Source organism: Acinetobacter sp. YH01009 (assembly GCF_013420765.1).
Lineage (GTDB): Bacteria > Pseudomonadota > Gammaproteobacteria > Pseudomonadales > Moraxellaceae > Acinetobacter > Acinetobacter amyesii.
Window position 1 is genome coordinate 41,614 of the sequence record NZ_VOYE01000007.1, and the last position, 12,839, is coordinate 54,452.

The 12,839-nt window shown below is 40.8% G+C and carries 8 protein-coding genes and 1 pseudogene; 2 read left to right on the forward strand and 7 right to left on the reverse strand.

From position 1 onward, the window contains the following. Positions 1-95: 95 nt before the first annotated feature. On the forward strand, positions 96-770 hold the full coding sequence (fabR, locus tag FTT76_RS08800) for an HTH-type transcriptional repressor FabR (RefSeq protein ID WP_372491111.1): 675 nt from the start codon (positions 96-98) through the stop codon (positions 768-770). A 61-nt stretch (positions 771-831) separates the two neighbouring features. On the opposite strand, the gene FTT76_RS08805 is transcribed toward fabR, so the two are convergent. Then, complete coding sequence (locus tag FTT76_RS08805; protein WP_180007929.1) at positions 832-1,629, reverse strand: alpha/beta fold hydrolase; 798 nt, start codon at positions 1,627-1,629, stop codon at positions 832-834. A 106-nt stretch (positions 1,630-1,735) separates the two neighbouring features. After that, positions 1,736-1,999: a PAAR domain-containing protein gene (locus FTT76_RS08810; protein WP_168377714.1), complete on the reverse strand. Its 264-nt coding sequence runs from the start codon at positions 1,997-1,999 to the stop codon at positions 1,736-1,738. 512 nt (positions 2,000-2,511) lie between these two features. Between FTT76_RS08810 and FTT76_RS08815 the strand changes: the two genes are divergently transcribed. Further along, complete coding sequence (locus tag FTT76_RS08815) at positions 2,512-2,949, forward strand: hypothetical protein (protein WP_180007928.1); 438 nt, start codon at positions 2,512-2,514, stop codon at positions 2,947-2,949. A gap of 110 nt (positions 2,950-3,059) precedes the next feature. Here the strand turns inward: FTT76_RS08815 and rapA are convergent, their stop codons facing one another. The 5 genes and pseudogenes from rapA to FTT76_RS08835 form a co-directional block, all read right to left on the reverse strand. Next, positions 3,060-5,897 (reverse strand): RNA polymerase-associated protein RapA, encoded by a 2,838-nt coding sequence (gene rapA / locus FTT76_RS08820; RefSeq protein WP_180007927.1) that lies wholly within the window; start codon positions 5,895-5,897, stop codon positions 3,060-3,062. Between the two features lie 141 nt (positions 5,898-6,038). Next, complete coding sequence (locus FTT76_RS08825; protein WP_180007926.1) at positions 6,039-6,683, reverse strand: RluA family pseudouridine synthase; 645 nt, start codon at positions 6,681-6,683, stop codon at positions 6,039-6,041. A 133-nt stretch (positions 6,684-6,816) separates the two neighbouring features. After that, the gene (locus FTT76_RS08830; RefSeq protein WP_180007925.1) at positions 6,817-7,521 is read right to left on the reverse strand and encodes a phosphopantetheine-binding protein; all 705 of its coding nucleotides are present in this window, start codon (positions 7,519-7,521) and stop codon (positions 6,817-6,819) included. Between the two features lie 120 nt (positions 7,522-7,641). After that, positions 7,642-7,972 (reverse strand): annotated as a pseudogene (locus FTT76_RS17670) (IS3 family transposase); the annotation flags it as partial. 338 nt (positions 7,973-8,310) lie between these two features. After that, on the reverse strand, positions 8,311-12,831 hold the full coding sequence (locus tag FTT76_RS08835; protein ID WP_180007924.1) for a translocation/assembly module TamB domain-containing protein: 4,521 nt from the start codon (positions 12,829-12,831) through the stop codon (positions 8,311-8,313). Positions 12,832-12,839 lie beyond the last annotated feature (8 nt).

The window sequence follows — 12,839 nt, forward strand, 5'->3', positions numbered from 1 at the left end:
TTAATCGACATTTTCACAAAAGCTATTAGCAGACGCTATAATATGTTAATGTTTTTAATCTATTAAAAAATATGACTCAGTCTGCACAGACGAATATGGTTAACATGTACCAGGAAGAATTACATTCTGAAGCTGAAACTCCACTTGCAGTTCGCACTGTAGGTCGTAAAGCAACGATTACCAAGGAAGAACTGTTTCAGGCAGCGCTTAATTTAATTGGTCCACAAAAAAGTATTTCATCACTGAGTTTGCGTGAAGTTGCACGTGAAGCTGGCATTGCTCCAAATAGTTTTTATCGTCACTTCAAAGATATTGATGAATTAGCCATTGAGTTGATTGATCGAGCTGGCGGTGTGTTACGTCAAATTCTGCATGAAGCACGCCTTCAGGCATCACGCCAAAGCAGTATTATTCGTAGTTCAGTTGAAGTATTTATTCAACAGCTAGATGCCGATGAAGGTAACCTAAGCCTGTTACTCCGTGAAGGCTACACTGGTTCGCATTCCTATAAAAATGCAGTTGAGCGTCAACTTAACTATTTCCAACAAGAATTAAGAGAAGATTTAATCGTACTAGAACGTTTAAATCAGAGTAAGTTGGCTCATCCTGACATCGTGGCACGTGGTATTACCCAATTGGTGTTTAACATGGGTGCAAAGGTTATTGATCTACCGACAGAACAACGCAAAGAAGTTGCCGAACAAACCATGATTATGATTCGCATGATCCTGGAAGGTGCTCGCCATTTAGACGAAGCCCAGATTCGATAAAAATTAACGGTCAAAAAAAGGAGACGTTCAGGTCTCCTTTTTTATGAGCAAATTTTATTTTCTAATGCTGTAAGTACTGCATGACGTGTAGCGCTGTCTGTTTCGGCTGCTCAAGTGGAAACATGTGCCCACCTTCAACTACACTATAATCTATACCATAGGTTTTCTTCATTCCGTCAGGCAAACCTTGTTTATAAAAATGGCTGTTATCTGCGGTGATAAGGTGTACAGGTATTTGGGGCGCTTTACGTGGAGTACGCCACCACCATGCAGGCACTGTACGGAAAATTTGTGCTTCCACGGCTTTTGGAATGCTGAGGGTCACGCCACCGCGTTTTTCATCAGCTTGAATGCCTTGTGCGATGTAATCTTCAAAACACTGCGCATCAAAACTTTTAAATAAACGATTATTCCGTAGTGCCGTATAGGCTTCATCCAAGTTTAACCAATGGTCATTGCGCTTCAGCGTGATCGCTGCAGGCGTGATTTTATCGACAGCTTTCAGCCTTAACTTTTGCATGCCTTCAAAAATGGCAGATTTGGGGCCTATCACAAAAGGCGGGTCCATAATGACCAATTGCGAAAACAAATCTGGACGCTGATAAGCCGCCATAAGTGTGACTAAAGAGCCAAAAGAATGCCCAAGCCCAATCACTTTTTGTTTTGGAAATTGGTGCTCGATATCTGCTATGACTTGATCGACCAAATATCGCCAATCTTTGGTGATCGGATAGCGCTCATCCATACCAATAAGCGGAATCACCTTCACATCAAATTGCGGTGCAAAGTAGGATAAAAACTTTCGATAACTTGCAGCAGGAATACCATTGGCATGGGTAAAATGGATCGCGCTTTTCATCTAAAACTCATCCAATCAACTGATGATGCCACATCATAAAGAGATCAATACGATTTAAACAGGACTCAATAAGTTTATCTAGATGACCTCAAAGTCAGTTTGCAGATTATTTTTGTGAACCGACCATTGATTGATTCGGTAAAAATGTTGCGCCACAACTGGTTTTATCTCCAGCAACCACAACACCTCGCCCCTTTACCGTTGTACTTTGATCTGCCGCGATCGCAGCCACAGTCGAATTACATTTCGGGCAATAATGTTTCATGCCGTTTAAATGCACCGCAATACCATTAATCACAAATGAAGGTTCACATTCTGAAACCACACCACCGTGTGACGTTTTACTACCTAAGGTAATTAAGGATTTCATATTTTTATTTTCTTCTAACGAACTGCTGAAATTTGAAGCATTTTAACGGAACTACCCACAACTCGCTAGCATCGACGTATAAATTTAACCAAGCCAAAACTTTACTTAACTAAAGCATCAAAACACGACATTAAGACAGTTCGTGATCAATCATTTGAATATGATGCTATCTCTGTATGTCAGAATACATTTAATCATTTCACCTTCATAATTCAATTGACATCAATCACGACAGCTTATGTCGCGATGCCGATTCTTTTACTAATCAAAGCATGTATATTGGGTATCGCAATGAGCATGAAGCGTAGCACCCTATTTTACAATTTCAGTATTTAACTGAGCTTCGAATCAGAAAATGGCGCTTTTCTACGCCATGATTAACTTTAGAACGTTCATAGACTGAACACATTATCCAAAACCATTTTTAGAAAATTTTAGATTCGAAACGTAGCACCATTTCATTTTATAGCGCAGATAAATAAAGCATAACCATTCTATTTTCAGGAGGTTTTATGATTTTAATAAATGACTTTGATTTAACCCAACCGCAAAAAGTCATCGTGTTAGACCATACACTAGATGACTCAACCCTGTTAACTGAAGTACTCGCTTTGTGTAAGACCGCAGACCCAGAGCTCATCGTGGCGGAAAGCAAAGAGGCTGATTTAGTCTTACGTTTATTACCTGAAATACATGCTTATTGTGGTGCCATTGCCTTAAAACAGCCGCTATGCATTGACATCAACTTTGATTTACTTACTGCTCATTATGCAACACGCAGCCAAGCAGACCGATGTACGATCCAAATTCAGTTAGCAAAAAATCATCCGGACTTTACCAAGCTCGAAGCCATATTTTATATGTTGGATGAACTAGAAGATTTTGATCAAGCTGTAGAATTACTGAAAAATAGTTACTTTTTTTATGCCGATGTCGACAATTTAGATTAAAAAAATAATACAAAACTAAGATTTAGCTTAAATCTGTCGTGATTAATTTTACAGTTATAATTTTAGCCATAAAAAAAAGCACCCGAAGGTGCTTTTTTAAGATTCTTAACTTATGGCTTAACCACTACCATAATTTGAATCGCTTCTGGTGTAACCGCTAGACCATCAAGCAGTGTTAAACCTTCTTTTTGCAGTTTTTGTAAACGTGCAATTTCGTCTTCACGAATACTTGGGTTGAACTGCTTCAAATAAGTCAAACGGTCAATTTCATACTGCCATTTGCTACCATAGATTTCTTTGGCTTGTTGTTTAAAGCCCGGTAATGCACCACGAGCAATTTCAAGCGCTTGCTTATAACGCTGTTCAATGACATCACGACGCGCCTTAACCACTTGGCGGCAACTGTTACCATCAAGATGATGTAAATAAGGACGTAAAATTTCAGGTGCAATTTTTTGCGATAAATCCTGACCTTTTTCACTCAGTAATACACGAACCAACTGTTGTGGCAAACTAGACGGCAAATTCAATGCTTTTGGTGCAACCACATCGACTTTAAACCACACTTCCATTAACACAGAACCTTGTGGTAAAGCTGCTGATTTCAATACAGCAACGTTGGTACTACCAAAGCTTTGTGTATTAATCATTTCCATCACACTTTCAGTGAATGGATGCTCAAGTGTTAAATACTGAGCATCTTCACGAATCTGTGCTTGGTCACGATAGAACGTCGCCGTCATGCCTTCTTCGTCCAAAGTCAGACCCTGAACTTGCATTTGATCTGTTGGCTTGATGATCACGGTACCATTACTTTGTTCATCAAAATCAATGTTTGTAGACGCCATGAAGCGCTTCATAAACATTGGCAACGTAGTATTGTCGTCGTAGTCTTCAAGTGCAGTCACAATTTCTTGTGCCACGATTGGGCGGCAAGAGTTGTACTCAAGTAAACGGTCACGACCTTCTTGAAGTTCAGCTTCAAGTGCTTCACGTTGTACACTCACCGCTTCGAGCAAATCTTCAAACTCTTGGCCTTTATCTGCTAACAAACAATCTTTCAGATTGACGATGAAGTTTTCTTGTAAGGTTTGCGCAGTTGGCGAGATATTACAGAAAATATTTAATGCTTCGTTATACCAACGGAACATACGCTCTTGAGCAGTACCAACCAGATAAGGCACATGAATTTGAATACGATTTTCTTGACCAATACGGTCTAAACGACCAATACGTTGTTCAAGTACGTCTGGGTTAGCAGGTAAGTCAAACAAAACTAAGTCAGATGCAAACTGGAAGTTACGACCTTCAGAACCAATTTCTGAACATAGTAAAATTTGCGCACCGTATGACTCTTCCGCAAAGTAAGCCGCTGCTTGGTCACGCTCTAATAGGCTCATGCCTTCATGGAACATCGCTGTGCGAATACCTGCATGCAAACGAAGTACATTTTCTAAAGACTCAACCACTGGACCACTGCGTGCAATCAATAACACTTTTTTGTGTTTCAGGTCTGTACGCAGACGTTCCATCAACCACATCACACGTGGGTCAGTTTCCATCCACGAGCCATCAAGCTGCGCTTCTTCAGGCCACATTTGTTCACGTAGCTTGCCATCTTTAGACCAGTTTTCTGGTGCAGGTAATGGTGCAGGCTGACAGTCACGACCTGGGAAGCCTTGAATCGCTTCACGGGTATTACGGAATAAAATACGACCAGTACCATGACGGTCTAATAATTCGTGAATGGCACGGAAGCGTTGTTCTGGCTCGTCAGTAATTCGATGACCTAATAGGCTTTCAATCGCTGCCAAATGCCCTTCTTCGAGTGGCAGATCAGACATCAGCACTTCAGCAATTTTAGCTGTTTGGTGATACTGATCTTCTTCATCCAAGAAACGATCAAGCGAACTAAAACGTTGTGGATCAAGTAAACGTAAACGTGCAAAGTGACTTTCCACACCTAATTGTTCAGGCGTTGCGGTTAATAACAAGACACCCGGCGTTTTTTCAGCAAGTTCTTCAACAAGGTCATAACGGTCATTGCCGCCTTCTTCTTCTGACCACATTAAATGATGGGCTTCATCGACTACAAGCAAATCAAAACCAGCTTCAAGGGCTTGTTCACGCAAGTCATCATGGTCGATCATCAAATCGACACTGGCAATGATGCATTGTTCAGTTAAAAATGGGTTGAGGTCTGGATCGTGCTCTTTAATCGATGCTGTACGTGTCAGATCAAATAATGAGAACTCAAGATTGAAACGACGACGCATTTCAATCATCCATTGATATTGCAATGAATCAGGTACTAAGACCAAGATACGTTCTGAACGACCAGTTTTAAGCTGCTGATGAATAATCAGACCAGCTTCAATCGTTTTACCCAAACCCACTTCGTCAGCAAGTAATACACGTGGAGCAAAACGTTTACCCACTTCATGCGCAATATACAGTTGGTGTGGAATGAGACCCACACGTGAACCCACTAAGCCACGTAAAGGGCTAGACTTCATATTGGCTTGAAGAAGCAGTGCTTCGATACGCAGGTCATACCATTCTTTATAGTCCACTTGGCTTGCAAGTAAACGATCTAATGGTTTTGCTAACTGAATACTTGCACCAATACGTGTTTCATTCAGTGCTTTACGCTCTTCAGTACCATCGGCAAGTTTACGTACCGCGTTATAACGAACCACACCACCACGGTCTTCAAGCGATTCGACAATCCAAATTTGACCTTCTTGGTCTTGGACTTCGTCATTTACATTGAAAACAATACGAGATAAAGGCGCATTGTGACGGGCATAGACACGAGTTTCATCACTTTTTGGGAATAAAATGCTGACCGATCGCTCATCAACATCAATAAGAACACCTAAACCCAGTTCCGTTTCTGTATCTGATAACCAACGTTGACCAATAGCAAACTGCTGCAATTTTTCCACCTTTTTCTCAAGTTCGGTCTGAAAATATTATGCTCAAACTGTGAACGTTATTTGAGCAAAAATCTAGACCATAAAGCAATATATTTTGACATAAAGCCCACTAAATAGTGAGCAGAATTCTTAGGGATTTAAATGATTTTCCTAAAATGGTACAGGACAGTGAAATTCCACTGTTTGCTCTGTTTCAGGATGGTTAAAACTTAAACGCTCAGCATGTAAACATAAACGCGGCATCAGCTTCTGTTGCTCAGGTGTTGCATACAAAGTATCACCAACAATAGGATGACCTAAATATTGCATATGAACGCGAAGCTGATGTGATCGACCGGTAATAGGAGTTAAAACTACACGTGTTACGGCTTGCCCCTGAATCTCAAAATGTTCAGTGGCTTTCCAATGCGTAAGCGCAGGCTTATTGTGTGCAGGATCGGCAATATGCAGTGGCGGATGTTCTGGGTCATATATGACCGGTACATCGACAGTACCTTCACCTTCGAGCGTACCCGCAACCAATGCCTGATATGTTTTTGAAGTTTGACGTTCTTGGAACTGGCGTGAAATTCGATTTTGCCCTTGACGGGTTAATGCAAAAACCAAAATACCTGAGGTATCACGATCCAAACGATGGATGAGCAAGGTATTCGGTTCAATTTTTAATAATCGATTGATAACACAGTCTTGTAAATCTGCTGTTTTTCCCGGAACTGTGAGTAAACCTGCTGGTTTATGGATCACCATAAAGTCAGTGTCACGATGTATCAGGTGTTCGGTTAGAAAATTACTCAAAGTTCAATCCAGTTCTGATCTCGAAAAACAAGGCGGCAATAATAAAAAGCTTAGCCAACAATTACAATGCACAAAGCTATATTTCCCGACGTATTTTCCGATTTAGAACAAAAATAATTCCAATTGGCTTTGTTTAATCTGTATTGAGCAATTTTTCTAGCAATGCTTTTAAACTTGCACCATCTAAAAAGTCTTCATAACGGATATTTGCACCATTGGCACGCCACAACCCAATTAAGCTGACCATGGCAATGGAATCGAGCCCATAACTGCGTAAATCGATTAAGGGATCTATTTCCAATGCGTCCATATCTAACTGTTCTGCGATAGCCAATAATATGCCTTTGGCCGACAAGACGAATTCCGTTGGCGCTGACAGATTCCAAAGCCGCATCAAATTATAACTACTCATATGATGGATACCTTGGCCTGATATGGAGTCCACCCACAGAATATGCTGTTCCTGATTATTCAGCACAATTGCGTCATCAACAATACAGATTTGCTCTGTCACGCTGTATAGATGCGGCAAGATCTGTTTCAGCATAGGCGTGATTTGCCCTGCAAAGATGAGCTGCGGGTGTGTTGTTGCATATTCACCGAGCTGCTGCATGCCTTGAAGTAAATCATCACCATATAAATCGACAATTGGAATCTCTAAGGCTTTGGCTTTATTGGTCAGTTGGATCAAATTTTCCATCAGCTGCGTATCTTGTATGCCCTGCTGCATGCGTAAATTTTGTAAACCAACCAGCACCAATACCGACTGTGTTGATGACAGCTGCCATTTCGCTTGAGAAGGTGCAAATTGGATTTTTTTAGGCATTGGGTAAAGCATACGGGCTCGGTACAAAACTTATGTTAGAACAACTGTTATGTTACCGCAGAACCGAGTCTCAAAGTGGCTTTCATCTTATGATGATGTACTTGGAGGTGATTTCACTTGTTGGACAACTAAAACTGAAATTTGAAGTGAGCTGCAAATTAACTTTTGTGGTTGAAGCGCCCCATTTTCTTCAACACACCTTCTGAAAAATCACTTTTTCATGCCTGCTCGCCGATTTTTGCATGTAGTTTTTTTTAGATCAATTTGCAGTTCTATAAGAGCTTTTAATTGATCGAAAGCTTGCAATGAGGCTGCGATCAATTGATTTTCCCAGTCGATAATTTGGTTTTGATAAAATCAAATTCAGCACTTAATTCAACAAGTGTTTTTCCGCTTTAATCGCAGCAAATGCTCACTTAGCTTTAAAATCATTTGAATGATTTCTTCTTGGTCCATGTGCCATAAAATACTGATATATTGATGTTTACAACATCATTTAGGGAGACAAATATACTTATGTCAATTGTCCAAATTTCCTGATCCTTCTCTCAACAAATTTAATACTTTTTTGAGGCCAATTGTTTGAGCTACTGTTTGTGGAAACACACCTCTTTTATTTTTTAATAGCTCTACACCCGCTTTAAGCACTTCAAATATGTATGATTGTAGGATCTTTCTTAAAGGGTTGTGTTACACAAAACCGCTTTATAGACCTATTTTTGTCTAGTCTAAAAATTATTAGATCAGCCATAAACAAGAATTTTTATTAAAAGCTTAAATTATCACTTATAATTCAACACCTTAGAAACGCCAATTATAAAACAAGTCAATTGCACGCTCTAAAGACTGACTCGCTTCCAAGTACAAACGTTGATTCATTTGATAACGTAAGGTCAGTTTATTCACTGGTGTAAATACCCCGACACCATAACGAATGAATAAGTCAGGTGTGATATAACCCGTCACAGAAACCTGAGTATCATCCCCTGTTCCTTGAGCATCGAGTGCCAAACCACTCAGACCAAATGTACGACCAATTTGGTTGGTCAATGCACGTGTACCACCCAAGCCCATACTAATACCGGCAGCAGCAATCGTGTTGTTCACATCAGAACGGAAACCTTCCGCCTGACTTAAACCAGAACTCCCTTCATTGATACGACCTGTAATTAAGGCATTTAAGGCTTCTTGTTCAGACAGACCTGCATCGTTATACACCTGAATTGCAGGGCTTGAAGCCGTACCCGTCACACGAACACCAACTGTACTGCCTTGCACGGCTTTATTGGCATCGATATCTAACGTTGGGTTTGCCAATGGTCCATTAAAACGAGCAATCGCACGGTTCAAGTCCAGACTTTGACCATAGGCTTCAATTTTCACACGTTGTGAAACACCGATTGCACCATTGGCACGCATTGCTGTTTCTAATCCACGTTGCGTCAAATTCAAACGACCAATCAGAGGAATTCGGCTATCAAAACCTTGGAAAATCACTTGATTACCAATATTCACCTGTACGTCAGCGCGAATATCCCAAGGACGAGCCGATTTTAAGATTTCAAGTTGGTTATCGCCTTCATGTACCACACGTACATCTGAAGACACCCCAACCACTGCCGCAGAAGATTCTGGCATCGAAATCAATGCACGAGGCACATCAACTTTACCTTTTAAAGTTAATTTCTTACTAAAAGGCAGCACATCTAAAGATAAATCAGGCGTTACAACAGCCGTGATCAATGGCGCTTGACGTACCAACATTTCCTTACCGGATAAATTCAACTGGATACGCAGATCATTTTTCCAGTCGATATTTCCAGTTAATTTGCCCACCCCACGACCACTGTTAAATGCGCCATCAATCGTCGCGTGGTTTTGACGTACAGCAGAATACAACTGGATATTGGTCAAGTTCACAGGTAATGAAATCATGCTAATCGAGCCATTTTTCACTCGAATCTCACCATCCATTAAAGGCTGTGACAATGTTCCGCTAATTTTTGCCGCATAAGACACCGTACCGCCCATTGAACGGACATCTTGTATAAATGGTTTTAAGATTTTCAATTGAACTTGGTTAAAGGCCACTTCACCGCGGATCGGTTTATTGGCTTTATACGGATCAATAATAATATTGGCATAACCTGTACCAATATCAGGAGCTTTGGTATCGAGTCGAATTTGTAGCCCTTCAGCGACACTTTTCGCAATCAAACCTACTTCATCATATTTTAAAGTGGATGCTAAATACTGTGGATCTTCAGCCGCTAAACCGAGTAAACCGTCACGAGTCACTAAACGTGCATCAATTTTAGGTTTTGCACCTTTCGCCCAAGACGCTTTCGCATAACCATTCACTTTACCCGTAATCGCCAGGCCTTCAGGCATAAATGCTGCAAAATCATTTAAGTCTAGGTTCTTTGTCACAAAAGATACATTGCCGCGGTTTTTATTCACACGAATCGGCTGATCAAAACATAATTCGCTTTGCTGACTCATCCAACAATGCGCACCGACAAATAAGTCAGACTGTGCCGTGTTATAAATAATAGACGCATTTTGACGCTGTACAAGACGCGTACGCAAGGAGTCAAAATCGCCTTTTTGAATCTGACCGAGCCAATTATTTTGTGCATTAAAACCACCGGCTAACTGCACATAAAATTTTGATAATTTATTTTCAGCACTGACTTTTAATAAATGCGCATTACGTGTACCGGCCAGTGAAATTTGACCTTTCACAATCTCACGGTTGTTACTGCGTAAATTATCCATCGTTGCCGTTAATAAACTTGGTGAAGTCGCTGAAGTTGGCAACTCGCCTTGCACCCGTATTTTTCTCACACTGAATAAATTATTAAAAGCAAAATCATCTATTGCGATATTGGCAGATGCTTGCAGTCGTGGCTGTGCTTGAACATTTAAGTAGCCATAAGCACGTCCACGTAGGCCTGCATAAATTTCATATAAAGCTGGTGCATTAATTTTCAATTGTAAATTTTGTGCATTACCAGTGGCTTGAATTTGGTTATTGGCATAAGCCAACAGCAAATTATTCGCTTCAAACTGTTTTGGCATAAAGCCGGATTGATTTGAATTAATCACCATCGCCAAGTTACCTTGACCACGGACAGGTTTGTTATTGATCATACCTGCCAAATTCAGACGTTCAATTTGAATACGTTTTAGCGCATCTGACCACACACCATTGGTTTTTAAATTTCCAGATAATTCACCCCGTACATTTGAGGCAAAATAATGCGGCTTAAAATGCACCAGTGATGCATTAATATCCCAACCAATGGCTTTTTGTAGTAAAACTTGTCCATTGGCAGAAATTTTACCTGCCACGCCATCATGACGCAGCTCGGCTATTTTAATTAATTCAGGTGTGCCAGATACTTTGAAAATCAAACTGCCTTTACTTGCGGCAACTTGGCTTGCATTGAGGCCACCATCATAATTCACAGCAAAAGCTTTAAAGCCTCCACCTTGTTTCTCATCATGGAAAGTCAGCGCAGCAGTAGATTTACCTGTTAAATGAACCGTTTCATTTTGCTGTGCTAGTCGGCCTAACAAATCAATATTATTCAGCTGAATAATCTGTTGATTTGGTTTTGCATAACCATTGGCTTTTAATGACCCTGTAATTTGATCGACAGGCGCAGCAGCTACGATGGTTTGCGGATTGAACTGCTGTGCTTGTACATTGGCTTGCCATTTCAGCATACGTTTTTGATCAGGCAATTCTACAACTGCGTTACCTTTGAGCTGACCTTTGTCGGCCACATAACTAAAGGCATGGACATTGAGATTGTTATTTTTCAGATTGAGTTTGGCTTGATATTGTCCAGCAGGCAGAGCACCTTTTTCATGTCGTGACACTGTGGTCGCCACATTAATATTCTGCTGACCTTCTGTAAGCGCCAATTGCACATTGCCCGAATCACTACTCAACCATCCAACATATGGCACTGCACGGTCTATATTTTTCCAAGACACATCCATCAGCATCGGCTGAGCTTTATTATTTTTGGCAGGCGCTTGATCGAGTTTTAAATTCCAAGTTTCATATTGATCGAAATCCACCAACGCCGTCAGGTGCATACCTTTTTCAAGGGTCCCTTTGGACGCAATCTTACTATTTAAACTCACAGGTAGAAAATCTTGAACCACTTGCGGGATCAGCTTATGTTTTGGATTAATTTTATCTAAACGACCGCTTACATCCCAAGTGACCTGATCTTTCCAACTCACCACGCCACCCAAGTTGACAGCGCCGCCCATCACTTGACCATTTAGATTAGTAATATCGAGTTGGTTGACCAAGTCCGTACTCATGAGCGCAGTATATTTCCCCTCAGGAATATTGGCCCCGCTCAGGTCCGTGTCTAAATCTAAATTGAGACGCTGAATATCCCCTTTGAATTTTGCCAGACCATTTTTAGCAAAAAGCTTTTGCTCAGTCAGTAACGGTAAATGATAGTTTTTAAATTTGAGCGCACCAAACATCGGGACATGTGGACGCATTGGATGGACCACTGCCCATCCTGTTAAAAGATCAGGCGTATGAGTTGCCACACCAGCTTGAATCGTATCAAGAGATCCTTTAGCCACCATTTGAATATCATGAATATTCAAGCTTTCACGTAGTGAAGGTAAATTGACAATCCCCACAGCATTTAGCGGATACTTGTCTTCAAACTTCATATTCCCAGACGCTTGGCGCACAGACAAATAGCCCATATCCATACGGGTATCTTCAAATTTTAATTCCGTCCCTGACCAAAGCGCTTCATTTAATTCAATGTCATAGAAATCCACACCTGAACTATGGGTTTTAATCAACATATGATCTAAATCTGCATGATCGACACGAAGTACGAACGGCAGACGGATTTCACTAAATGCAAAAGGTTCATCGCTAGGTGGGGTCTTGGTAATAATTTGCAGATTTTTAACATCTGCTTTATTTAAATGAATTTCTTTATTAATAATGGCGCGCCAACCGAGTGTAATATCGGCACGGTCAATTTTTACATCGACAGGTTTTAGCGTAACGAGGACATTTCGTAAAATAATGCCCCGCCACAGGTTACCACCTTCATATTCATAGTGAATGATTTGCTGACGTTCCAGAACACGGTCAAGTAAAAACTTACTGCCTTTGTCTGTAGAAAACATGACTGCTAATGCAGCCACCAAAAAGATAAGCACGAACACGAAGGTCAAAATGACACTTCGAAGAATACGACGCTTCTTCGGCAGTTGCTCTACCGGCATTTCGTTTTCTGGTTCTTGCTGTTCTTGTTCAGTCATAAAAAACA

Coding starts and splice junctions, on each gene's coding strand:
- fabR (WP_372491111.1), top strand. CDS start 96: ATGGTTAACATGTACCAGGAAGAATTACATTCTGAAGCTGAAACTCCA.
- FTT76_RS08805 (WP_180007929.1), bottom strand. CDS start 1,629: ATGAAAAGCGCGATCCATTTTACCCATGCCAATGGTATTCCTGCTGCA.
- FTT76_RS08810 (WP_168377714.1), bottom strand. CDS start 1,999: ATGAAATCCTTAATTACCTTAGGTAGTAAAACGTCACACGGTGGTGTG.
- FTT76_RS08815 (WP_180007928.1), top strand. CDS start 2,512: ATGATTTTAATAAATGACTTTGATTTAACCCAACCGCAAAAAGTCATC.
- FTT76_RS08830 (WP_180007925.1), bottom strand. CDS start 7,521: ATGCTTTACCCAATGCCTAAAAAAATCCAATTTGCACCTTCTCAAGCG.
- FTT76_RS08835 (WP_180007924.1), bottom strand. CDS start 12,831: ATGACTGAACAAGAACAGCAAGAACCAGAAAACGAAATGCCGGTAGAG.